General features: G+C 70.9%; 20 protein-coding genes and 1 rRNA gene. 10 read left to right on the top strand and 11 right to left on the bottom strand.

From position 1 onward, the window contains the following. Positions 1–254 precede the first annotated feature (254 nt). Positions 255–548, bottom strand: a complete 294-nt coding sequence (locus tag A3G1_RS0112695; RefSeq protein ID WP_018349850.1) for an antibiotic biosynthesis monooxygenase family protein — start codon at positions 546–548, stop codon at positions 255–257. 365 nt (positions 549–913) lie between these two features. On the opposite strand from A3G1_RS0112695, the gene A3G1_RS0112690 reads away from it, so the two are divergent. After that, positions 914–1,930 carry a TerC family protein gene (locus A3G1_RS0112690; protein WP_018349849.1) on the top strand — a complete coding sequence of 339 codons (1,017 nt, stop codon included), beginning with the start codon at positions 914–916 and terminating at the stop codon, positions 1,928–1,930. A gap of 83 nt (positions 1,931–2,013) precedes the next feature. Here the strand turns inward: A3G1_RS0112690 and A3G1_RS0112685 are convergent, their stop codons facing one another. Beyond that, positions 2,014–2,886 (bottom strand): C40 family peptidase, encoded by an 873-nt coding sequence (locus A3G1_RS0112685; RefSeq protein WP_018349848.1) that lies wholly within the window; start codon positions 2,884–2,886, stop codon positions 2,014–2,016. A gap of 90 nt (positions 2,887–2,976) precedes the next feature. Between A3G1_RS0112685 and A3G1_RS0112680 the strand changes: the two genes are divergently transcribed. Next, the gene (locus A3G1_RS0112680) at positions 2,977–3,717 is read left to right on the top strand and encodes a tyrosine-protein phosphatase (RefSeq protein ID WP_018349847.1); all 741 of its coding nucleotides are present in this window, start codon (positions 2,977–2,979) and stop codon (positions 3,715–3,717) included. Between the two features lie 54 nt (positions 3,718–3,771). Here A3G1_RS0112680 and A3G1_RS0112675 read toward each other — a convergent pair whose 3' ends face one another. The 3 genes from A3G1_RS0112675 to typA form a co-directional block, all read right to left on the bottom strand. Further along, positions 3,772–4,518, bottom strand: a complete 747-nt coding sequence (locus A3G1_RS0112675; RefSeq protein ID WP_018349846.1) for a serine hydrolase — start codon at positions 4,516–4,518, stop codon at positions 3,772–3,774. A gap of 2 nt (positions 4,519–4,520) precedes the next feature. Next, complete coding sequence (locus A3G1_RS0112670) at positions 4,521–5,588, bottom strand: mandelate racemase/muconate lactonizing enzyme family protein (protein WP_026212087.1); 1,068 nt, start codon at positions 5,586–5,588, stop codon at positions 4,521–4,523. 166 nt (positions 5,589–5,754) lie between these two features. After that, positions 5,755–7,617: a translational GTPase TypA gene (gene typA / locus A3G1_RS0112665; RefSeq protein ID WP_018349844.1), complete on the bottom strand. Its 1,863-nt coding sequence runs from the start codon at positions 7,615–7,617 to the stop codon at positions 5,755–5,757. Between the two features lie 173 nt (positions 7,618–7,790). Here typA and A3G1_RS0112660 point away from each other — a divergent pair, with 173 nt between their 5' ends. The 5 genes from A3G1_RS0112660 (at position 7,791) to A3G1_RS38500 (ending at position 12,636) form a co-directional block, all read left to right on the top strand. Next, complete coding sequence (locus tag A3G1_RS0112660; protein WP_018349843.1) at positions 7,791–8,402, top strand: hypothetical protein; 612 nt, start codon at positions 7,791–7,793, stop codon at positions 8,400–8,402. Beyond that, positions 8,399–9,208 carry an AraC family transcriptional regulator gene (locus A3G1_RS0112655; protein ID WP_018349842.1) on the top strand — a complete coding sequence of 270 codons (810 nt, stop codon included), beginning with the start codon at positions 8,399–8,401 and terminating at the stop codon, positions 9,206–9,208. Before A3G1_RS0112660 ends, A3G1_RS0112655 begins: the two co-directional genes overlap by 4 nt. Positions 9,209–9,270: 62 nt before the next feature. Next, positions 9,271–9,969, top strand: coding sequence for an AzlC family ABC transporter permease (locus A3G1_RS0112650; protein ID WP_211216298.1), 699 nt, complete (start codon positions 9,271–9,273; stop codon positions 9,967–9,969). Beyond that, the gene (locus A3G1_RS0112645) at positions 9,966–10,277 is read left to right on the top strand and encodes an AzlD domain-containing protein (RefSeq protein ID WP_018349840.1); all 312 of its coding nucleotides are present in this window, start codon (positions 9,966–9,968) and stop codon (positions 10,275–10,277) included. Before A3G1_RS0112650 ends, A3G1_RS0112645 begins: the two co-directional genes overlap by 4 nt. A gap of 94 nt (positions 10,278–10,371) precedes the next feature. Further along, positions 10,372–12,636 (top strand): sensor histidine kinase, encoded by a 2,265-nt coding sequence (locus A3G1_RS38500; protein WP_018349839.1) that lies wholly within the window; start codon positions 10,372–10,374, stop codon positions 12,634–12,636. A 69-nt stretch (positions 12,637–12,705) separates the two neighbouring features. Here the strand turns inward: A3G1_RS38500 and A3G1_RS0112635 are convergent, their stop codons facing one another. From A3G1_RS0112635 to A3G1_RS0112610, 6 genes are all read right to left on the bottom strand, one after another. Beyond that, positions 12,706–13,605 carry a siderophore-interacting protein gene (locus A3G1_RS0112635; protein WP_026212086.1) on the bottom strand — a complete coding sequence of 300 codons (900 nt, stop codon included), beginning with the start codon at positions 13,603–13,605 and terminating at the stop codon, positions 12,706–12,708. Continuing rightward, positions 13,602–15,740 carry an iron ABC transporter permease gene (locus A3G1_RS34625; RefSeq protein WP_245563492.1) on the bottom strand — a complete coding sequence of 713 codons (2,139 nt, stop codon included), beginning with the start codon at positions 15,738–15,740 and terminating at the stop codon, positions 13,602–13,604. The genes A3G1_RS0112635 and A3G1_RS34625 overlap by 4 nt, the downstream gene beginning before the upstream one ends. Continuing rightward, positions 15,737–16,708 carry an ABC transporter substrate-binding protein gene (locus A3G1_RS0112625; RefSeq protein ID WP_018349836.1) on the bottom strand — a complete coding sequence of 324 codons (972 nt, stop codon included), beginning with the start codon at positions 16,706–16,708 and terminating at the stop codon, positions 15,737–15,739. Before A3G1_RS0112625 ends, A3G1_RS34625 begins: the two co-directional genes overlap by 4 nt. A 43-nt stretch (positions 16,709–16,751) precedes the next feature. Further along, on the bottom strand, positions 16,752–17,546 hold the full coding sequence (locus A3G1_RS0112620) for an ABC transporter ATP-binding protein (protein WP_018349835.1): 795 nt from the start codon (positions 17,544–17,546) through the stop codon (positions 16,752–16,754). Positions 17,547–17,673: 127 nt separating this feature from the next. Beyond that, a complete protein-coding gene (locus tag A3G1_RS0112615) occupies positions 17,674–18,285 on the bottom strand; it encodes an MBL fold metallo-hydrolase (protein ID WP_018349834.1) in 612 nt (203 codons plus the stop codon). 6 nt (positions 18,286–18,291) lie between these two features. Beyond that, complete coding sequence (locus A3G1_RS0112610; protein WP_018349833.1) at positions 18,292–19,005, bottom strand: maleylpyruvate isomerase family mycothiol-dependent enzyme; 714 nt, start codon at positions 19,003–19,005, stop codon at positions 18,292–18,294. A gap of 58 nt (positions 19,006–19,063) precedes the next feature. Here A3G1_RS0112610 and A3G1_RS38495 point away from each other — a divergent pair, with 58 nt between their 5' ends. From A3G1_RS38495 to A3G1_RS0112595, 3 genes are all read left to right on the top strand, one after another. Beyond that, positions 19,064–19,711 carry a ribosome small subunit-dependent GTPase A gene (locus A3G1_RS38495; RefSeq protein ID WP_157641099.1) on the top strand — a complete coding sequence of 216 codons (648 nt, stop codon included), beginning with the start codon at positions 19,064–19,066 and terminating at the stop codon, positions 19,709–19,711. A gap of 52 nt (positions 19,712–19,763) precedes the next feature. Then, positions 19,764–22,664, top strand: coding sequence for an excinuclease ABC subunit UvrA (gene uvrA / locus A3G1_RS0112600; RefSeq protein ID WP_040478261.1), 2,901 nt, complete (start codon positions 19,764–19,766; stop codon positions 22,662–22,664). A gap of 602 nt (positions 22,665–23,266) precedes the next feature. Beyond that, positions 23,267–23,477: ribosomal RNA gene (locus tag A3G1_RS0112595) — 16S ribosomal RNA — on the top strand; the annotation flags it as partial.

Genomic DNA, 23,477 nt, shown 5'->3' with positions numbered 1-23,477 from the left:
GTGGATGGTGCGCACGCGAGATGCCTGGTGGCCGGTTCCGGCCGCTGGCAGTGGTCCGTAGCCGGACCTGGCCGCCGAGGTTAGCGGCTGCCTGCTGCCTGCTGCCTGCTGCCTGCTGCCTGCTGCCTGCTGCCCGTTCCGCGTCGGTGGCCGTTGCCCACCGCCTGCCGGCCGGTCTGACCGAGCGGTCAGCCGGATCAGCGCCGCATGGTCGGACCGAGCCGTCGGACGGGGAGGCCGGTCGGGCCAGGCGGTCAGGCCGGGACGTCGGTGAAGTGCTCGACGACCGGGGGAGCCGCGAAGTAGCCGCCGATGATGCCGCGCCACTGTTCGAAGCGCTCGGTGGCCCGGAAGTTCTCCAGGTGGGCCTCGACGGTGTCCCACTCGACGAGGAGGACGAAGCGGGAGGGCGATTCGATGCCGCGGGTCATCCGGACTGTCTGGCAGCCGGGCGTCTCGGCCAGGATCGGCAGGGCCTTGGCGTATGCCTCGGCGAAAGCGTCTTCCTGCCCGGCTTGCACGTCGATGAGGGCGACTTCGAGAATCATGCGCGCAGCCTGCCAGCAATCGGACATTCTCGCAAGGCGAATGGGATACCCAGGCTCCTAGGATGCGCACGGGGTGTCACGGCGGGCACACCCTTGGGGCATTCGCTCCGAGTGCACCAAAATGGGGTTTTTGGCGTGTCGCGAGGGTTTCGCGGCGTGGCGCGGGTCAAATCACAGCCCCTGAACTGCGCCGGGGCTTTCCGCCGGCGACAATAGGGAGCACATGGAGGGGAGTATTCCCCCGTGGCGGTCTCGTCAGCACGGCTCTTGGGAGCCCGGGGCCGCCGGTCGCCTGCCAGCTCTGGTGCTGGTTCGCGGCGGAAGAGACCTCCGGTGATACATGGTGTCTGCCGGAGGCTGCTGAAGTGAATGTTTCCACCTGGGTTTGGGCTGCGACGATCGTCGGGCTGGTCGCCCTGCTCCTGTTCGACCTGGCGATCGTCGGGCGGCGGCCACACGAGCCATCCATGCGCGAGTCCACGCTGTGGGTGGTGTTCTACGTCGGCCTGGCTGTGCTGTTCGGCCTCGGCATCCTGGTCACGTCCGGCGGCGCGTATGCCGGGGAGTTCTTCGCTGGCTGGGTGACCGAGTACAGCCTGTCGGTCGACAACTTGTTCGTCTTCGTCCTGATCATGGCGAACTTCCGGGTGCCCCGGATCTACCAGCAGAAGGTCCTGCTGGTCGGCATCGTGATAGCGCTGCTGATGCGTGGCGCGTTCATCGCGGCCGGCGCCGCGGTGATCAGCCGGTTCAACTGGGTCTTCTACATCTTCGGCCTGTTCCTGGTCTACACGGCGATCAAGCTGGCCAAGGGCGGGGAGACCGGGGACGACGAGTACCACGAGAACATCATGATCCGCTGGACGCGGAAGATCCTGCCGGTCACGCGGGAGTACCACGGCGCGGACCTGACCACGCGGTTCCACGGCCGGAAGATGTTCACCCCGATGCTGATCGTCATGATCGCGATCGGCACGACGGACCTGATCTTCGCGCTCGACTCGATCCCCGCGATCTTCGGCCTGACCAAGGAGCCGTACCTGGTCTTCACGGCCAACGTCTTCGCGCTGATGGGCCTGCGCCAGCTGTACTTCCTGATCGGCGGCCTGCTCGACCGGCTGGTGTACCTCTCGATCGGCCTGTCCCTCGTCCTCGGCTTCATCGGCGTCAAGCTGATCATGGAAGCGATGGCGGACAACCAGGTGCCGTTCATCAACGGCGGCGAGCCCTTCACCTGGGTACCGCACATCCCGATCTGGCTGTCGCTGAGCATCATCATCGGCACCCTGGCCATCACGACGGTGCTCAGCCTGGCGAAGTCCGCCCGGGACCGCCGCCGGGGCGAGCTCCCGGCAGCCAAGCCGGCCGCCGGCCAGCCCTGACGCTGCCGCGAGACAGGCAGCCCTGACGCTGTTGTGCGAAAGGGGCCCGGGGTTGACCCCGGGCCCCTTTCGCGTACCCGTGCTCAGAGGCGGCCGGCGGAGACCAGGGTCGCGGAGCGTTCCGGGGTGAGGTCCTCGGCGACGACCTTGCCGCCCGTGTAGCAGGCGTGCAGCATCCGGCGCTCGCCGAGCACGAAGCCGACGTGGTGCACGGGCTGGCCGGGCCGGGCGAAGAAGTACAGGTCGCCGGGCTGCTCGGTGCCGAGGGCGACCGGGGTGGCCGCTGCCTGCTGCTCGGCGGCGTCGCGGGGGACCTGCTGGCCGGTCCGGGCGTAGGCGAGGTGCACGAGCCCGGAGCAGTCGATGCCGTACGCGGAGACGCCGCCCCAGATGTACGGCACGTCGAGGAGCCGCTCCGCCACCGCCAGCGGCGTACCGGCGCCGGCCGCGGCAGCCCGCAGGTCCCGGAGCCGGGCGAACAGCGGCTCGGCCTGGCCGGGCACGTGCACCGGCACCCAGCCCCGCACGACCGGCCCGGCCGCGACGAGCCGGGTACCGAGGACGACGGCGGGCAGTGCCACGTCCCCGCTGGGCTCGTCGCGCAGCGCGGTGCTGGTCGCGTCCACAATGTACGCGTCGCCGGGTACGGCGGACGCGCCCGTCAGCTGGGCGCTCGGCAGCCAGCCCGGGTATCCGCGCTCGTCGAGCTCGCTGGCCTGGCTGGGCACGAGCACCCGGCTCCAGCCCTCGCGTTCCTCCTCGACGAGGACGGCCTCGCCGAGCGGGATCTGGGTGAGGGTACGGCCGTTGAGCCCGGCGCGGTCGCCGGAGGTCATGGCGTTGAGCCAGTGGCGGGGATGGGCCGGGGTGCCGAGGGCCGGTGCGTCCACGGGCCGGGGCGCTTCCGGGGCCGTCCACAGGGTTGCCACCCCGACTGCGACCACTGCCTCACGCATGCTTGGTTCCTCCTGACGGAAAGGGGGTATGGGGCGGCTGGTATGCCGGTACGAGCCAAAGATAGCCGCTGGTTCCGGCACGATGGGGGCATGACTGCGCTGACTGGGGTACGCAACGCCCGCGACCTGGGCGGGCACCGGGCCGCAGGCGGGGTGCGGGTGCTGACCGGCAGGGTGTGGCGGGCCGACGCGCTGGCCCGGCTGACGGACGAGGACCTGGTCACGATGGCAGGCCTGTCGCTCGTGTCGGTCATCGACCTGCGGGGCATGCCGGAGGTCGAGCTGCTGGGCGCCGACCGGCTGCCGCCCGGCCTGCGGCTGTGCCCGCTGCCCGTCTACGACGAGACTCTCGACATCTACTCGATGATGGCGACAGCCGCAGGTAACGGCGACCCGTCGGCGTTGCTGCGGGACGGGCGGGGTGAGCGCATCATGCTCGACATGTACCGCTGGTTCGCCACGGATCAGCGGGCGCGTCAGCAGTTCGGGGCCGCGCTGGGGATGCTGGCCGACCCGGCGGGACTGCCCGTCCTGTTCCACTGCACGGCAGGCAAGGACCGGACGGGCTGGCTGGCCGCGCTGACGCTCACGGCGCTCGGCGTGGACCGAGAGACCGTCTTCGCCGACTATCTCCGCACGAACGAGGCCGTGGCCGGCGCCCGGCAGCTGCTGACCCGGCTGGGCCTCGACGTCGAGCTCTTCGCGCCGCTGATCGAGGCCAGGGCGTCCTATCTGGAGGCTGCCTTCGAGGCGGCAGGTGACATCGAGGTGTACGTGACGGACGGGCTCGGTGTCGACATCGGAGCACTCCGGGCGAACCTGCTGGGCTAGGGCGTGGGACCCCTCATGTCGCTATAGCGACATGAGGGGTCCCACGATCATGGACTACAGCTTGTGGCGGCGGTCCCAGACGGCCCTGGAGAGGCGGCCGAGCAGCCGGGCCGCCGGGTCCTCGGTGGAGTTCCCGCTGGCCAGTGGGCCGGTGTAGCAGATGGCCAGGACGTACGGCGGGGCGTCCGGCGGGTAGACGATGCCCGCGCTGTGCCGGCAGCCCTTGATCCAGCCGTTCTTGAACGAGATCCGGGTGCCCTCCGGCAGCCCGGAGGCCAGGTCGGCCCGGTGCTCGTTGGCCGTCATGATGTCCAGCAGTTCCGGTTCGAGGGACAGGAACAGCTTCGCCAGGTCGGCGGCGGTCACCTCGTTGATGATGCCGGCGTCGTGGGCGCGGTAGTCCTCGATGCCGCGCCGGGTCACGCTGTGCTCGGCGCCCGCCTGCCGCCAGACGTCTGCCACCTCGTTGAGGGAGACGTGGTCCAGGCAGAGGTTCGTGGCGAAGTTCGAAGAGCAGATCACCATCCGGTACGCCAGCCAGCGCAGCGTGGCCGTGCCGTCCAGTTTGGACCACACCTCGGGGTCGGAGTCGTAGCCAGGGGTGCTGTCGAAGATCTCGCCGTCGAGGGCCGAGCGGAAACCGTTGCTGACCGGTACTTCGGCGTCGAGGTCGGTGCCGCTGCGGTACAGGGCGGCGAGGACGGCGGCTTTCATGGTGCTCGCCGCGTTGTGCGTGACGTGCTCGTTGCTCGCGAGGAACGGGCGTTCGCCGAGCCGCGCCCCGTAGATGGACAGCACCACAGTTACCAGATCCCTTCCACACCGAGGCCAGGCTCGGCCGGCAGCACGACCGTCGCGCCGTCATACCTCAGACCGCCGCCGAGCGGGGACTCCGCCAGCCACCAGGCCGCGTCGAGATCGCTGACGGCACTGGTCCCGTACGCGGCGACGAGGCTGGCGGCCGCGCCCACGCCGATCTGACCCTCCATCATGGACCCGACCACGGTTCCCATGTCCTGTGCCCTGGCCAGTTCCAGCAGGGTACGCGCCGGGGCGAGGCCGCCGCACTTGGCGAGTTTCACGTTGACGAGGTCGGCGGCGCGGCGGCGGATCACTTCGACGAGGTCGCGGATGCCGAAGACGCTCTCGTCGGCCATCACCGGCAGGCTGACGCGCTCCGACACCCACGCGAGGCCCTCGATGTCGTGGGCCGGGGTCGGCTGCTCGACGAGTTCGACTCCGAGGCCGGCGTCCTCGATGGCCCCGATGACCCGGACGGCCTCGCGCGGGGTCCAGCCCTGGTTCGCGTCGAGCCGGATCGTCGCCTGCGGGGCGGCCTCGCGGACGGCCCTTACCCGGGCCAGGTCCCCGGCGGCGTCTGTGCCGACCTTGACCTTGATGACCGTGAAGCCTTCCTTGACCCGGGCGGCGGCGGCCTCGGCGAGCCCGCCGGGCTCACCGGCCGCCAGCGTGACGTCGGTCGGCACGCGCAGGGTCGTGCCGCCCAGCAGCCGGGCCAGCGGTACGCCGAGGCGCCGCGCCGCCAGGTCGTGCAGGGCGATGTCCACAGCGGCCTTCGCCGACTCGTTGCCGACGACAGCGCGCTGTACCCGGCCGAGCAGCGCGACCAGGTCCTCGGGGTCCGCGCCGGTCAGGATCGGGGTGAGCAGCCGGACGCACGCCTCCGCGCCCTCGATCGAAGCCCCGGTCACCCGCCACACCTCCGGCGCCTCCCCGTACCCCCGGAAGCCGTCGGAGTCGACCAGCTCGACCACGAGGGAGCGGATCTCGGTCGCGGTGCGCAGGGAAGTCACGAACGGGGTGTGCAGTGGTGTGCTGAGCCGATGCAGGCGGACCTCGGTGATCGTCACGCCCGCGACCATACCCCGCGATCAGCCGCGCCGGGAGGGTCCGCGCAGCGCCCAGCCCGGGCATGCCGCACGGCAGCCGGAGCCGGGATCACGGCGTACCAGACAAAACAAAAACGTCAGGCCCGGCGGCGGACCACCGGGCCTGACGTGAGACGAACGCTGGGTGTTACTGGTGCTTGCGGCGGGCCGTGGCGCGGGCGCGCTCGGTCGCGGAGAGGTTCACCTTGCGGATGCGGACGGCGGTCGGCGTGACCTCGACGCACTCGTCCTCGCGGCAGAACTCCAGGGACTGCTCGAGGGACAGCTTGCGCGGCGGCACCAGCTTCTCGGTCTCGTCCGCGGTGGACGACCGCATGTTGGTGAGCTTCTTCTCCTTGGTGATGTTGACGTCCATGTCGTCGGAACGCGAGTTCTCCCCGACGATCATGCCCTCGTACACCTCCATCGTCGGCTCGACGAACAGCGAGCCGCGCTCCTGGAGGTTCGTCATGGCGAACGCCGTGACCACGCCGGACCGGTCGGCGACCAGCGAGCCGTTGTTACGGGTGCGCAGCTCGCCGAACCACGGCTCGTACTTCTCGAACACGTGGTGCGCGATGCCGGTGCCCCGGGTCTCGGTCAGGAACTCCGTGCGGAAGCCGATCAGGCCACGCGCCGGGACCAGCCACTCCATCCGCAGCCAGCCGGTGTTGTGGTTGGTGTAGTGCTCCATCCGGCCCTTGCGGGTCGCGAGCAGCTGGGTGATCGCGCCCATGTACTCCTCGGGCGCGTCGATCGTCAGCCGCTCGACCGGCTCGTGCACCTTGCCGTCGATGTTCTTGGTGACCACCTGCGGCTTGCCGACGGTCAGCTCGTAGGACTCGCGGCGCATCTGCTCGACGAGGATGGCCAGCGCCAGCTCGCCACGGCCCTGCACCTCCCACGCGTCGGGGCGCTCGGTGGGCAGGACGCGGAGCGAGACGTTGCCGATCAGCTCCTTGTCGAGCCGGTCCTTGACCATGCGGGCGGTGACCTTCGAACCCTTGGCCTTGCCGACCATCGGGGAGGTGTTGGTGCCGATGGTCATCGAGATGGCGGGCTCGTCCACCGTGATCAGCGGGAGCGCGACCGGGTTCTCGGAGTCGGCCAGGGTCTCGCCGATCATGATGTCGGCGATGCCGGCGATGGCGATGATGTCACCGGGGCCGGCCTCCTCGGCCGGCTTGCGCTCGAGGCCCTCGGTCATCAGCAGCTCGGTGATGCGGACGTTCTCCTTCGAGCCGTCCGTCTTGCACCAGGCGACCGTCTGGCCCTTCTTGATCGTGCCCTGCTTCACCCGGCACAGCGCCAGGCGGCCGAGGAACGGCGAGGCGTCCAGGTTGGTCACGTGCGCCTGGAGCGGGGCACCCTCGTCGTAGGAGGGGGCCGGGATGGTCTCCAGCAGCGTGGTGAACAGCGGCGCGAGGGAGTCCGAGTCGGACGGGACGGTGCCGTCGGCCGGCTGGTTCAGCGAGGCGATGCCGTCGCGGGCGCAGGCGTAGACGATCGGGAACTCGATCTGGTCCTCGGTCGCGTCGAGGTCGAGGAACAGCTCGTAGGTGTCGTCCACGACCTCCTTGATCCGGGAGTCTGGCCGGTCCACCTTGTTGATCACGAGAACGATCGGCATCTTCGCCGCGAGCGCCTTGCGCAGCACGAACCGGGTCTGCGGCAGCGGGCCCTCGGACGCGTCGACGAGCAGCACCACCCCGTCGACCATCGTCAGGCCCCGCTCGACCTCGCCACCGAAGTCGGCGTGGCCCGGCGTGTCGATGATGTTGAGCGTGAACTGCTCGCCGTCCGGGGAGGTGTAGGCCACCGCGGTGTTCTTGGCGAGGATCGTGATGCCCTTCTCCCGCTCGAGGTCGCCGGAGTCCATGACCCGGTCTGCGACCTCTGCGCGGGCGTGGAACGCGCCCGCCTGCTTGAGCATGGCGTCAACCAGGGTCGTCTTGCCGTGGTCGACGTGGGCGATGATCGCGAAGTTACGGAGATCGGAGCGCAGTGGCATGGGTATATCGTCCCTGGTTCCCTCCGCCGGGCAGGTGCCGGGTGCCGATTCTCACTCGGCTCCGGGCCGCTAGATCGGTCAAAACCCATCATTTGGTACCAATGGGAAGGGTGCGAGTAGGCTGGGACTCGTTCTCGGCGCCCTGGCGCGTGGTCCTCGGAAAGGGGGCTGCCATGCCTGAGCTACCCGCGCGGATCGCCCGGCTCGCCCCGCTGGCCGGCGTCGTGTTCGCCGTGCTGGTCTACGTGGCTTTCTTCGTCTCGGGTGACACAGCCGGAGTCGACGACCCGCCGGAGGAGATCGTCCGGTTCTGGACGGAGGAGCGCACCAGCCAGCTCACGGGCTCGTACCTGGTGGGCCTGGGCGCACTGGCACTGGTCTGGTTCGCGGGGAGCCTCCGGCATACCGTGTCCCGGGCTGAGGGCGGCGACGGGCGGCTCGCCGCGATCGCGTTCGCCGGCGCCCTGATCATGGCCACAGCGCTGCTGCTCCTCGCGAGCCTGGCCTACGCGGCCGCGGACACGGCCGGCAAGGTCACCCCCGAGGCCACCCAGGTCCTCACCGTGCTCGGCAACGAGCTGTTCTACATGCTTGTGGGCGGCGGGTTCCTGCTGCTCGCAGCGTCCGGGCTGGCCATTCTGTACACCCGGGTCCTGCCGCTGTGGCTGGGCTGGGTGACCCTGGTCCTGGCGGCCTCGATGCTGACCCCGGTCGCCTGGATCGGCTTCCTGCTCACGATGCTGTGGGCGGCCGGCGTCGGAGTAGTGCTATTCATCAGAGGATGAGCGCGGACCTGGCCACGTACTGGCGGCACCCGGCACTACCGGGCGTCGAGCTGCTGCGCGCCCGCTTCGTCCGGCACAGCTTCACCCTGCACGCGCACGCCGAGTACGCCTTCGCGGCGATCAGCGCCGGCGTCGAGGAGTGGACGGCGGAGGGCCGCACGTACCGGGCAGGCCCCGGCGCCCTCGTCCTCGTCAACCCGGAGATCCCGCACACCGGCCACGCCGGGGTACCGGAAGGCTGGCGGTACCGGTCGATCTACCCGAGCGTCGAGGCCGTGACGGCCGTCGCCCGGGAGCTGGGCTGGCGGGGCGGTACCCCGTGGTTCCCGGAGGCGATCCTGGCCGACCCCGCCGGGTACCAGCTGCTGCGGACGGCGAGCCGGGCGGCGGAGGTCGGCGATGACCTGGCCGCGTCCTCGGCGCTGCACGCGCTGCTGGTCGCGGTGCTGACCCGGCACGCGGGCCTGTCCTCCCCGCGGCGCGCGGCCCCGCTGGCCGTGGCGCGGGCCCGGGAGCTGCTGCACGAGCGGATCGCCGAGCCGCCGTCCCTCACCGAGCTGGCCGGCGAGGTCGGGCTCGGGCCGCACGCGCTGCACCGGGCCTTCCGGGCGGCGACGGGGCTGCCCCCGCACACGTACCTCGTGCAGGAACGCGTCCGGCGGGCCCGGGGGCTGCTCGCTGCCGGGCGGCGTCCGGCTGAGGTGGCTGCGGAGGTCGGGTTCGCCGACCAGGCGCACCTGACCCGGCACTTCCGGAAGTACCTGGGCGTGCCGCCGGGGGAGTACCGGCGGAGTTCCGGGCTGTGAGCGATCCTCTGAGCGCAAGAACGTTCAAGAACTAGCCGGGCCGGCCCCATAGCGTCGGCCGCATGCAAGACGTGACTGACATGGATACGACGGAGACCCGGCGGGCGGCGATCCGGCAGGCACTGAGCCTCGGCTTCGCGGTCGGGATCTCGGGGCTGGCCTTCGGGGCGACGGCCGTGACGTCGGGGCTGACCGTGTGGCAGGCCTGCGCGCTGAGCCTGCTGGCGTTCACGGGCGCCTCCCAGTTCGCCCTGGCCGGCGTGATCGCCTCCGGCGGCAACCTGCTGGCGGGCACGGCCGGAGCGCTGCTGCTCAGCGGGCGCAACGCCCTCTACGGCCTGCGCCTGGCCGGCGTCCTCGGCGAACGCGGCCCGCGCAGGCTCCTCGCGGCCCAGGGCGTGATCGACGAGACGACGGCCATCGCGGTCGGCCAGCCCGACCGGGGCGCGGCCCGGGCCGGCTTCTGGACCTCCTTCGCCACCCTCTACGTGCTGTGGAACCTGACGACGCTGATCGGGGCCCTCGGTACCGGCAGCCTCGCCGACCCGGCGGCGCTCGGGCTCGACGTGGTCGCCCCGGCCGCGTTCCTGGCGATCCTGTGGCCGCGGCTGGCCGAGAGCTGGCGGGCCCGGTGGACGGCGCTGGCCGGGGTGGTGATCGCGCTGGCGGCGACGCCGTTCCTGCCGTCCGGGGTACCGGTGCTGCTGGCTGCGGCTGCCGCCGTGGGCGCGACGGTGCTGGGCGGTGAGGGTACGAAATGAGTGTCTGGGTTTCGATCCTGGTCCTGGGGATTGGCTGCTACGCGCTGAAGCTGGCCGGGCTGTCCGCGCCGAGGGGACTGCTGGACCGGCCGGCCGTGGGCAGGTTCGCGGCGGCCATCCCGGTCGCGCTGCTCGCCGCGCTGATCGCGATACAGACAGTGACCGAGCGTGGCGAGCTGGCCTTCGACCCGGCCCGGGCCGGCGGGCTGCTGGCAGCGGCGGCCGCCCTGCTGGCCAGAGCGCCCTTCCTGCTGGTGCTGGTGATCGCGGCCGGAACAGCCGCCGCGATCAGGTTCGTCTATTCGTAGTCCGGTGTGGACGGTTGCGCGCAGTGACGGCCGCCACGTCCGCGCTGAACTTTTTACGACAGCGCGGCTGGACGTCACCAGGTACCGTCGGCCAGTGCGACCGCCGATCCGGGACCTGTGGCTGCCGGCCGCGCTGTGCCTGGCGCAGCTCGCCGTCTGGCCCGGCTGGCCCTGGCTGACGGGCAAACCCGTCACAATCACCGAAGCGGCCGTGCTGATCCTCGCCGTCGCCGCGGCCTGCACCGCTCTCGCCTTCCGGCGGGTCGCCCCGCTGGCTGTCCTGGCGACCATGCCCCCGCTGACCCTCGTCGCGAACCTCGCGGCTCCCCAGCCCGAGGTCCTGGCCGTCATCAGCGCCGCGGACTCGATCGCGCTGTTCTCGGTCACCGTGCACCGTCCGGTCCGGATCTCCGGCCCGGCGACCCTGGGCATCTTCCTGACCCAGACGACCATCCAGTGCGTGCTCCAGGACATCGGCCTCCAGATGGTCGTCGTGTCGATACTGTTCTCGATCTGCTGCTACGCCCTGGTGTGGGGGCTGGGGCGGGTGCGGCGGCGCTGGCGGGCCCAGCGGGAGGCCGTCGCCGCCCAGCTCGGCCGCGCGGAGGCCGACCATCACTACGCGGTCGCTGAGGAACGCAGGCGCCTCGCCCGCGAACTCCACGACATCTCCGCGCACCACCTCAGCACGATCGTCGTGCACGCCCAGGCCGCCGAGCGGGTGCCGGCCCTGGCTCCCCAGGCGCTCAGCTTCGCGGCGTCGACGGGCCTGGAGACCCTCGGCTCGCTCCGCAGGCTCGTCGAGGTCATGGACGTGGGGGAGGACGACGGGCCAGCCACCCTCGGCGCGGTCCGCGAGCTGGCCCAGGGCTTCGCCAGGCTCGGGCAGCTCGTGACGGTCGAGGTCGGTGGCGAGCGGCAGGTACCGGGGGAGGTCGCGGCAGCCGGGCACCGGATCGTCCAGGAGGCGCTCACCAACGCGCTCCGGTACGCCGAGGGCGCCCAGGTGCTGGTCAGGCTGGAGTACCGGCCGGAAGCCGTCGAGATCACCGTGGACAACGGCCGGGGCACGGCGTCCGGAGCCGGGCTCGGCGGCGGCCGTGGCCTGGCCGGCATGCGCGAGCGCGTGATGGCCGTCGGCGGGGAGTTCGCGGCCGGCGCGCAGCCGGGCGGCGGCTGGCGGGTGCGGGCCGTGCTGCCCTGCCCGGCCGGTGACCCGCCGCCCCCGCCGCCCGTCGGGCCGTGGCGGCGGATCCGCGACGACCGGATCGTGGACATCGCCCTCGCGTCGTTCGCGGCGCTCTGGCCGGCCCTGATGATCGTCGGCTCCCAGCAGGACCCCCAGGCCCCCGACGTCGTCTACTCCTGGACGCAGGGTGTGCTGCTCACGCTGGTCGTGCTCCTGAGGGCGCTGCCGATGCTGTGGCGGCGGCGGTACCCGTGGCTGGCCGCCTGCGCGGTCACGGGGGCCGCGCTGCTGTGGCTGGGCCTGATGGCACTCGGCCTGATCACCCCGGGCAGCTTCTGGCTGTTCACGATGGCAGCGCTCCCCGAGGCCTTCGCCGTGTACGCCCTGGCCGCCTACGCCCGGCCTGTCTGGCTCACCTGGCTCGGCGCGGTGCTGTGCGCACTGGGGCTGAGCGCGGGGACCATCTTCGGCGCGTACCTCTTCCAGCCCTGGCCGGAGAAGGACCTGCTCCCGGCCGTGGTCGCGCTGGAAGGCGCTGTGTTCTACTTCGTCCCGCTCCTGATCATATGGATCATCGGGGCGATCGCCGGCCACCGCCGCCGCAGGCTCGTCAGCCGCGAGGCCGTGTCACTGGCCGCGGCCGCCGAGTCGGTGCTGCTCGCCGCCCAGGAGGAACGAGCCCGCATCGCCTACGGCCTCCAGGGCTCCGTCCTGGCCCACACCTCGGCCGTCGTCGAACGCGCGACCAGCGGCGAGCCGGCGGCACTGTCCGAAGTGGCGACCGAAGCCAGGGCGGCACTGACCTCGATGCGCGAGCTGCTCGGCGTGCTGCGCCAGCCCGGCGCGTCCGGAGCGAGTTCCGGGCCGGCCCCGACCGCAGCGGCGATCCCGGCCCTGTGCTCGGCGAGCGGCGTCACGTTCGCGACCCAGGGCGAACCACGGCGGCTGCCAGCCGAGGTCGACGTCTCCGCCTACCGCCTCGTCGAGGCGGCCCTCGCGGCTGGCCCGGCAGAGGCCCAGCTCATCTACGGCCGCAGCCACCTCAGGATCAGGCTCCTCGGCACCACCAACGGCACCCTGGCCCACGAGGACCTCGCCGCCCGCGTCGACGCCACGGGCGGCAAGCTCACCATCAAAGACTCAGAACTAGACGCCTGGTATCCCGTGTAGTGCCGACCCACCTCGGGTCAGATCAAACCCGCAGGTCAAAACCAATCAGGTGTACTGGTCCGGGAATGGCTAGTTCTCTGAGCGGCCCATGCGCCAGTAGCCCATGAACGCCACAGCTCTCCGGTCGGCGCCCAGTTCCGTCACCAGGTACCTGCGGAGGGTCTTGATCGCGCCGGCCTCCCCGGCGAGCCACGCGTAGCACTCCGTGCCGCCGAGGCTGCTGCCCTCCTCCGGTACCTCCCAGAGGATCTCCTCGTCCACGTTGACGTCGAGCACCTCGGCCCGCGTGCCCCCGGACCCCAGCACCCGCCGGGCCGCCTCCTGGAACGCCGGCACGAGTGCCTCCCCGTGCCCGGCGCCGTCCCTCGGGTGCCAGCCGATCCGCACGCCCTCCGGGGCGGCCAGCGTGAGCACGTCGGCCGCGAACGGTACCTCCAGCACGACCTCACCCTCCACATCGGACGGCAGGCGTTCGAGGATGGCGGCGATGGCCGGTACGGCGGTCTCGTCCCCGCCGATCAGCACCTTCCGCGTCCCGCCCGGCAGGTGGAAGTCGATCCCGCCGTGCGGCCCCTCCGTGTACCCGGCGTCCGGCCCCAGCAGCATGACCTCGCCGCCGGCGGCCGCCTCCCGGGCCCACCGGATCGCGGGCCCGTCGCCGCCGGGGTGCAGGACCATGTCGATGTCCACCTCGGACGCCTCCGGCCGCACCGCGCGCACCGTGTACGTCCGGACCGGGTTGCGCTGCCCGTCCGGCAGCCGCCGCCACTGCTCGAACCAGTCGAGCCCGTCCGGCATGTGTGCCAGCCCGCTGCCCGGCAGCGGCAGGACCAGCTTGATCCGCTGGTCGTACCCGTTGTCGGCGAAGGACGCCAGGTCCTCGCCCGTCACCGTGACCCGGAGAAACGACGGGCTCAGCTCCTCAAGCCGAGCGACCGTGACCCGGAAGAACCGCCAAGGAACAATCATGCCTTCCCCTCCACAGACCGAGAACCAGAACGAGAACCAGAACCGGACCCGGAGCCCGGAACCACGAACCGCCGCCCGCGCCGCACCCGGGCCCCGCGCGCCGCCACCCGCGACCGCCACAGCAGCCAGGCGAAGTACGGGGTGCCGATCATCGCCGTCACCAGCCCGGCCGGTACCTGGGCCGGAGCGATCACCGTCCGCCCGAACGTGTCGGCCACGCTCACGAGGATCGCGCCGAGCAGCGCGGCCACCGGCAGCACGCGGGCATGGGACGACCCGGCGAGCATCCGGGCGGCGTGGGGCGCGACCAGGCCGACGAATCCCACGACTCCCGCCGCCGAGACGGCAGTGGACGTGAGCAGCGCCGCGCCGAGCAGCGCGACCAGCCGTACCCGGTCCAGCGGCACACCCAGCACGCGTGGTGTGTCGTCGTCCAGCGCCAGGAGATCAAGCTCCCGCCGCCCGGCGAACGCCAGCGGCGCGACCAGCAGCAGCGCGAGGGCGACCGGGAGGACCTGCTCGGCGGTCCGCCCGTACGTCGACCCGGACAGCCAGGTCAGCGCCTTGGCCGTGTTCCACGGGTCGGTGGCCGCGATGATGAACGTGGTCAGGGCCGCGCACCCCGCCGAGACTCCGACCCCGACCAGCACCAGCCGGTCGGAGCTCAGGCTCACCGATCGCCGGACACCGCGCGCGAGCCCGTAGACGACACCGAAGGCGACCAGCGCGCCAAGCCCCGCAGCGCCCGACATCAGCCCGATGCCCGCCAGCGGAACGAGGGTCAGCATCGTCACCGCGCCGGCCCCGGCACCGGCCGAGATTCCCAGGAGTCCCGGCTCGGCGAGGGCGTTGCGGCACACGGCCTGCACCACGGTTCCCGCCACGGCCAGGGCTGCCCCGGACAGCACGGCGGCCAGCACCCTCGGGTACCGCTGATCGAGCACATAGGTCAGAGCGCGGCCGGTCTCGCCGTGCAGCCAGTTCCACAGGTCCCCGGCCAGCAGCATCGTGTCGCCGAGCAGCATTCCCGCGAACACGGCCGCGCACAGCGCAACACCACAAACCACAACAACACTCACGAAGAACCTGCGGGACCGCACGACAGCCACGTACCCGGCCCCGCGGCTGTTCCCGCCAGCATCGGTCCACTTCCGCGCCAGCACGACCAGCACGACAGCACCGGCGAGCGTGGTCACGACTCCCGTCGGAATGTCCACACCGGCCTGCCCGCCCATCACAGCGCGCAGTACGACATCGGCGGCCAGCACGATCCCCGCCCCGGCCACACCTGACAACGGCAGCAGCACCCGGTGCCGGTGCACAGCCGCGAGCCCGGCAGCCCGCCCGGCCAGCCGTACGATCACCGGCGCGCACAACCCCGCGAACCCGATCGGCCCGGCGACGGTCACAGCGGCAGCCGACAGCAACACGGCCAGCAGCGTCACCTGCAACCGCACCCGCCGCACCGGCACACCCATCACGGCCGCCGAGTCGTCCCCGAGCCCGAGGACGTCCAGCCGCCGCCCGAGCACCAGCAGTACCGCGAAGCAGGCCGCCACCACCGGCCCGACCTGGGTGACACCGCGCAGGTCGCTCTGGACCAGGGTTCCGCTGCCCCAGGCGAACAACCCGGTCGTCGACTGCTCGAAGAGGATCATCACGAGGGTGGTCAGCGCGCTCAGGGCCAGCGCGACGGCCGACCCGGCGAGGACGAGCCGGGCGGGCCCGCCGCCCCCGCCGGCCGACAGCAGCATCACCAGCCCGGCCGCGCCCAGCCCGCCGACGAACGCGAGGCCGCCGGACGGGAGTACCGGCAGGGAAATTCCGGCGGCAGCCGCGACGACCACCGCGAGGTGCGCACCCGCGTTGACCGCCAGCGTGTCCGGCGAGGCCAGCGGATTGCGGGCCAGCGACTGGAAAGCGGCCCCTGCCACCCCCAGCGCGAACCCGACCAGCACGCCGGCCAGCAGCCGGGGGAGCCGCGACGCGGCGAGCACCCGTGCGGCCTCGTCGTCCATCCCCAGCAGATCCAGGAACCCGACGCCGGACGTCCCCTGCGTCACGTGGACGGCGGCCAGGGCGGCCAGGACTATCCCGGCCGCCCCGCTCATCACCCAGATCCGGCCTGGTCTCAAGGCGCGTAGACCTTCACCAGCTGCTCGATGTACTGCCTGGCGGAGTCCGGCCCGCCGAACGTCCAGATCCCGTCGGGCAGCTTGCGGACCTGCTTCTTCTGCACGAAGCCGAGGGACTCCCAGATCTGGTTTCCGGCCAGCCCGGAGGCGAAGACGTCGTTGCCGTCCGAGGCGTTGTACAGGAACACCAGGTCAGTGCCCTTCAGGACGCCCAGGCCCTCCACATCGGACGCGCCAAGGCCCCACGCCTCGTCGACCTTGCCCGTCCACGCGTTCCTGAGCCCCACCTGAATCGCGAGCTGCGAGACGAAGGACCCCTGCCCGAACATCCGGATCGAGATGGTCGACCCTTCCTTGTACCCGTCGGCGATCGCGAACGCGCTCCCGGCCTTCCCGGCCGCCGCGATCTTCTTCTTCGCGTCGGCGATCGCCGCGTCGAAGCCCGCCAGAGCCTTCTTCGCCTCGTCCGTCCGGCCGACCGCCGTCGCGATCATCGTGAAGTCCTCACGCATCCGGTCGATGTTGCGGCTGGCGTCGCTGCCCTTGGTGACGATCACCGGGACGAACTTCTCCAGCTGGCCGACCAGCGGGGCGTCCCGCTCGGCCTCCATTACCACCAGGTCGGGCTGGAGCGCGGCGATCGAGTCGACGCTGGGCTCGGTCCGGGTGCCGACGTCCTTGACGGACGGTGCGAGCTTCACGGCCGTGTCCCAGGTGGCGAAGCCCTTCACGTCGGCGACCCCGGACGGCTGGACACCCAGGGTGACCAGCATCTCCGCCTCGGCCCACTCCAGGGCGACGACCTTGCTCGCAGGCCGGTCCAGTTTCACGGCCTTGCCCCGGCTGTCGGTCACGGTCACCGGCCCGGCGGATCCGGCGGGCGCGGCGTCCGCGCCCTTCTTCTCCGAAGTCCCGCAGCCGCCCAGCAGCACGGCCACAGCGAAAAAGGGCATGGCGAAGCCCAGCACACGTCTCAAAATTAGTCCTTACCTACTCAAAAAAGACAATTACTCAGTACCCGGCGGAGACCAGCCGCCCGACCGGCCGGCACGTCACCTGCCCGGCCCCACCACGGACCTCGACCTCGACCCGGATCCCGTACGCGGCGGTCAGCCGCTCGCTCGTCAGCACCTCGGCGGGAGTACCCGCCGCCGCGACGGCCCCGCCGGACAGCAGCACCACGTGGTCGGCGACCGCCGCGGCCTGGTTCAGGTCGTGCAGCACGACACCCACAGCCACGCCATGCTCGGTGGCCAGCTCGCGCATCAGATCAAGAATCTCTATCTGGTACCTGAGGTCCAGGAACGTCGTCGGCTCGTCCAGCAGCACGACGCCGGTGTCCTGGGCGAGGCACGCCGCGAGCCACACCCGCTGAGCCTCCCCGCCCGACAGCTCGTCGACCGGTCGCTCCGCCATGCCGGCGACACCCGTGACCCGCATGGCCCGCTCGATCGCCCGGGCGCCGTCAGGGTCACCACCCCGCCACCGGCCCCGGTACGGATGCCGGCCATACCCGACCACGTCCCGCACCGTCACGCCCACCGGCGCCGGCCGGCTCTGCGGCAGCAACGTCACCTGCCGGGCGAACTCCCTGGCCGGCAATCCGAGGGCGTCCACTTCGTCCTCAAGCACCACGGTCCCGCCGTCAGCGCGGTGCAGCCGGGCCAGGGTACGCAGCAGTGTGGACTTCCCGCTCCCGTTCGGCCCCAGCAGCACCGTGACCTCTCCGGCCCGCAGGCGGATGCCGGCCCCCTCGACCACCGTCCGCCCGCCGTACCCGATCCGCAGCCCGTTCCCGGTCAGCATCGGGCGGCCGGGTACGCGGAGGCTGGCGACGGCAGCAGAAGGAAGGTCAGGCACGCGGCATAGGTTAGCCTAACCTTCCCTGCTTGTCACCACAGACCGTGAACGCACCGGAGAGCCGGGCGGAACCTCACCAGCCCCGGGCCCGCCAGGCCGGCAGCTCCGGGCGCTCGCGCCCCAGCGTCGTGTCCAGCCCGTGTCCCGGGTAGACAATCGTCTCGTCCGGCAGCCGGCCAAAGATCTTCGTCTCTACGTCCCCGATCAGCGAGGCGAACCGCTCAGGATCACCCTGCGTGTTCCCCACCCCGCCCGGAAACAGCGAGTCACCGGTCCACACCCGGCAGTCACCATCCGGCCCGCGATAGACCAGCGCGATCGACCCGGGCGTGTGACCGGCGAGATGAACGACCTCCAGCTCCACCTCACCGACCCGCACGACCTCCCCGGGATCACCAGCGGGCACCGGCAGCCCCGGCGCGTCCACCGGATGCGCCAGCGAGACGGCACCCGTCGCCTCCACCACGGCCGCCAGCGCCTGCCAGTGGTCAGCGTGCCGGTGCGTGGTCACCACCGTCTCCAGCCCGCCATCGCCGACCAGCTCCAGCAGGCGGTCCGGCTCGGCCGCCGCGTCGATCATGAGCTGTTTCCCGGTACTGCGGCAGCGCAGCAGGAAAACGTTGTTGTCGATCGGCCCGACCGACACCTTCGTGATCGTCAGCCCGGCGGCCTCGTGTACCTGCACCGCGGCTCAGCCCCAGCTCGGCAGGGCCGGCAGCTGCTGCCCGGTGAGCGCCTTCGGTACCCCGCGCCCGATCACCCACTCCGCGAGCGCGTGCCCGGGCCCGCTGATCACCGGAGCGCCCTCGCCGTCACCGGCCGCGAACTGCGCACCCAGATCCGTGGCGTTCAGCACCATCCGCGGCGCGTCCCGCCGTACCCCGAAGTCGTGAGCCGACTCCCGCAGCAGCCGCAGCGTGAACGCCTCCGGCCAGTCCGGCGCCCCGTACCCGGCAGCCAGGTCCAGATGGTGGATCTCGACCTCCTTCAGCCGCTTCCACACGGCCGTCGCGGCCGGGAACGGCTTGCCGTCACGTCCCCACACCATCACGCCCCACCCGTCGGCGGGCACACCGTCCGCCAGCTCCGCGAACCGCTCGGACGAAGCCTTCACGTCCGCCAGCTGCTCTGCGGCAGGCCTCGGCGCGCCAGCCTCGATGTCGGCGTCGCGCTGCGGGCTGCCACCCGGGTACATGGGCGTCTCCACCCCGCTCGACGCCCACGTGAGCAGATTTCCCAGCCCGTCGGCGTTCCGGGCGATGTGCGCGAGCACGTGGCCACGGCTCCAGCCGGGCAGCAGCGACGGCGCGGCGACGTCGGCGTCGGTCAGGCCGCCGACGGTACGGAGCAGCCTGGCGGTGGCCCGGTCGAGGTCTGACAGCAGGGCCAGTGGGTCAGAGGTCATGTGACAGAGAATAATGTGCTGGAACACGGGGACCGATGAACCTAGCGTGGATCCCCTGATGAGTATTGATCTTGTCTCCCTGGGCTGGGGCGCCGACCTGGCAGCCGCCTACCGCCCTCACCACCGGCGTGGCCAGCGGCCCGGCCGGGTACTGCGTGCTGACCAGGGCGTCTACACGATCTTCACAGCCACCGGCACCAGCCGGGCCACCCTCGGCGGCGGCATGCTGGCCCGGGGCGCCCGCTCCCCGCAGGCCCTCCCGTGTGTCGGCGACTGGGTGGTGCTCCGCACGTGGCCCGACGGCCCCGTCACGATCGAGACCGTCCTGCCCCGCCGTTCCGCGTGGCGCTGGCCCTCGGCCTCCCGTACCCTCGCCGCCAACCTCGACGCCGTCCTCCTGGCCAACCCGGCCGACTGGCACCCCGAGGACATCCCGGCCCTCACCGCGGCCCCGCCCGGCCCGCTGACCCCCGGCTTCACGCTCGGCCTGCTCGGTGTCGGCACCGCCCAGTTCACCGACATCCAGCCCCTCGCCGACGAGGGCCTGATCGTCCTCCCGCACGGCGGGGCCGTCCTCGAGATCCAGCAACCCGAACCGCCGCCGGGCGGCGGGCCGGACACCGGGTCCGTGCCGCGCCAGCTGCCCAGACGGAAAATGTCAGACGCCACGGATACAGTGGCGGACTGGCGCTCTACCCGGCGCTGAAAACCCCCGTATCGGGGCAAATACCAGAGGGCAACAACCAGAGGGTTGCATCGTGTTGGAACGATTGATCATCCGTGGCGCGCGGGAGCACAACCTGCGCGATGTCAGTCTTGACCTGCCCCGCGACGCGCTGATCGTCTTCACCGGCCTGTCCGGCTCCGGTAAGTCCAGCCTCGCGTTCGACACCATCTTCGCCGAGGGCCAGCGCCGCTACGTCGAGTCGCTGTCCGCGTACGCCCGGCAGTTCCTCGGCCAGATGGACAAGCCGGACGTCGACTTCATCGAGGGGCTGTCCCCGGCCGTCTCGATCGACCAGAAGTCCACCTCGCGCAACCCGAGGTCGACCGTCGGCACGATCACCGAGGTCTACGACTACCTCCGCCTCCTCTACGCCCGGGTCGGCGAGCCGCACTGCCCGACCTGCGGCGAGGCGATCAGCCGCCAGACACCCCAGCAGATCGTCGACCGCCTGCTCGCCATGCCGGAGGGCACCCGCTTCCAGGTCCTCGCCCCGGTCATCCGCGGCCGCAAGGGCGAGTACGTCGACCTCTTCCACGAGCTCCAGGGCAAGGGGTATGCCCGGGCCCGCGTCGACGGCGTCGTCCACGCCCTCACCGAGCCGCCCACCCTGAAGAAGCAGGAGAAGCACACCATCGAGGTGGTCGTCGACCGGCTCGCGGTGAAGAAGAGCGCCAAGCAGCGCCTCACCGACTCCGTCGAGACGGCCCTCGGCCTGGCCAGCGGCATCGTCCTCATCGACTTCGTCGACCTGCAGGAAGACGACCCGAACCGCGAGCGCCGCTTCTCCGAGCACTTCGCCTGCCCCAACGACCACCCGCTCAGCATCGAGGCCCTCGAGCCGCGCACCTTCTCCTTCAACGCACCCTACGGCGCGTGCCCGGCCTGCACCGGCCTCGGCTCCCGTAAGGAGGTCGACCCGGAGCTGGTCGTCCCCGACTCCGAGCGCAGCCTCAACGACGGAGCGATCCAGCCCTGGGCTGGCGGCCAGACCTCCGAGTACTACTCGCGCCTGCTCACAGCCCTCGCCGAGCAGCTGTCCTTCGACATGGACAAGCCCTGGCGCGCGCTCCCGGCCAGAGCACAGAAAGCCATCCTGTACGGCGCCGACACCCAGCTCCACGTCAAGTGGAAGAACCGGTACGGCCGCGAGCGCTCCTACTACGCCACCTTCGAGGGCGTCCTGCCCTGGCTGGAGCGCCGCCACGAGGAGACCGAGTCGGAGTGGAGCCGCGACAAGTTCGCCGGCTACATGCGCGACGTCCCCTGCCCCGACTGCGGCGGTACCCGGCTCAAGCCCGAGGTCCTCGCCGTCCTCCTCGGCGGCAAGAACATCGCCGAGCTCTGCGCGCTCTCCGTCGGCGAGGCCGTCGAGCTGCTGAAGACCCTCGAGCTCTCCGACCGGCAGAAGATGATCGCCGAGCGGGTCCTCAAGGAGATCACCGCCCGGCTGACCTTCCTCCTCGACGTCGGCCTCGACTACCTCTCCCTCGACCGGGCCGCGGCCACCCTCTCCGGCGGCGAGGCCCAGCGCATCCGCCTCGCGACCCAGATCGGCTCCGGCCTCGTCGGCGTCCTCTACGTCCTCGACGAGCCCTCGATCGGCCTCCACCAGCGCGACAACCACCGCCTGATCGAGACGCTCGTCCGGCTGCGCAACCTCGGCAACACCCTGATCGTCGTCGAGCACGACGAGGACACGATCCGCACGGCCGACTGGGTCGTCGACATCGGCCCCGGGGCAGGCGAGCACGGCGGCAAGATCGTGCACTCCGGCCCGGTCGGCGAGCTCCTCACCAACGAGGAGTCCCTGACCGGCGCGTACATCTCCGGCCGCACCGCGATCCCGATCCCCGAGATCCGCCGCCCCCGTACCCCGGGCCGCGAGCTCGTCGTCAAGGGCGCCCGCGAGCACAACCTCCGCGGCCTGGACGTCTCGTTCCCGCTCGGCCAGTTCGTCTCGGTGACCGGCGTCTCCGGCTCCGGCAAGTCGACCCTGGTCAACGACATCCTCTACGCCGTCCTGGCCAACCAGATCAACGGCGCCCGCCTCGTACCGGGCAGGCACAACCGGATCACCGGCCTCGAGCACGTCGACAAGGTCGTCGGCGTCGACCAGTCACCGATCGGCCGCACCCCCCGGTCCAACCCGGCCACCTACACCGGCGTGTTCGACCACGTCCGCAAGCTCTTCGCGGAGACCACGGAGGCGAAGGTCCGCGGCTACACCCCCGGCCGCTTCTCCTTCAACGTCAAGGGCGGCCGCTGCGAGGCGTGCGCAGGCGACGGCACCCTCAAGATCGAAATGAACTTCCTCCCCGACGTCTACGTACCCTGCGAGGTCTGCAAGGGGGACCGCTACAACCGCGAGACCCTCGAAGTCCACTACAAGGGCAAGACGATCGCCGACGTGCTCAACATGTCGATCGAGGAGGGCGCGGAGTTCTTCGAGCCGATCCCCGCGATCCACCGTCACCTGAAGACCCTCGTCGACGTCGGCCTCGGCTACGTACGCCTCGGCCAGAGCGCCCCCACCCTCTCCGGCGGCGAGGCCCAGCGCGTGAAGCTGGCCTCCGAGCTGCAGAAGCGCTCGACCGGCCGCACGGTCTACGTCCTCGACGAACCAACCACCGGCCTGCACTTCGAGGACGTCCGCAAGCTCCTCCTCGTCCTGCACAGCCTGGTCGACAAGGGCAACACGGTCATCGTCATCGAGCACAACCTCGACGTCATCAAGACGTCCGACTGGCTGATCGACATGGGCCCGGAGGGCGGCAGCCGGGGCGGCAACGTCGTCGCGGAGGGCACCCCGGAGTACGTGGCCACGGTGGAGGAGAGCCACACCGGCTCCTTCCTCAAGCCCATGCTCGGGGCGACACCCGCTGCGGTGGCGGCGAAGGCACCCGCGAAGAAGCGGGCCGCACGCAAGAAGTAACCAACAGTGATCAACTGGTGAGGCGGGGCCATGGCGCCCCGCCTCACTCGTTTCGGGAAACAGTCGATGACCTGCAGGTTTCCCGAAACGGGCACTTGGGTGACCGGGGACACGGGACCCCGATTTGCAGTCCCCGCCAGGGGCCACGTAATGTTCTCTCTGCCAGCGAGGAACGGGGCAGAACGGAAAGAAGCCGCAAGGCGGACAGCCGGGAAGCCACCAGGAAGCGCTGGTGACCTGGTCCGGCTGGTTCGCCGGAGGGATCGGGTCCCGGGTGGTGCCCGCAAGGCGGCTGACAGGCCGATTTGGCGGAGCGAGACCGACCGGGTAGAGTAATCCGAGGCGCCAGCGAGACGGGCAAGCGAGTCACGGAAGTGATCGCGAGGCCGAGCAGGTCGCCATAAATAAGCCCCAGAAGTGGCCTTCAAGGTCATCGATGGTGTGTTTTTGTTCTTTGAGAACTCAACAGGGTGTCTGAAAGTTAGTGCCAAGTTATTGATACCCCGGCCCTGGCATTTGTTCAGGGCGGGATTCCTTTGGTGATACGGACAATGGCAACACATTGAGTGATGTCAGCGGTCTGATCGCCGGGTATTGAATTCTTATTGGAGAGTTTGATCCTGGCTCAGGACGAACGCTGGCGGCGTGCTTAACACATGCAAGTCGAGCGGAAAGGCCTTTCGGGGTACTCGAGCGGCGAACGGGTGAGTAACACGTGAGCAACCTGCCCTTCACTTCGGGATAACCATCGGAAACGGTGGCTAATACCGGATACGACTTCTGGCTGCATGGCTGGGGGTGGAAAGTTTTTTC

The sequence above is a fragment of the Longispora albida DSM 44784 genome, from assembly GCF_000379825.1.
In the GTDB taxonomy this organism is placed as follows: domain Bacteria; phylum Actinomycetota; class Actinomycetes; order Mycobacteriales; family Micromonosporaceae; genus Longispora; species Longispora albida.
This window is presented reverse-complemented; position numbering and strand designations above follow the sequence as displayed.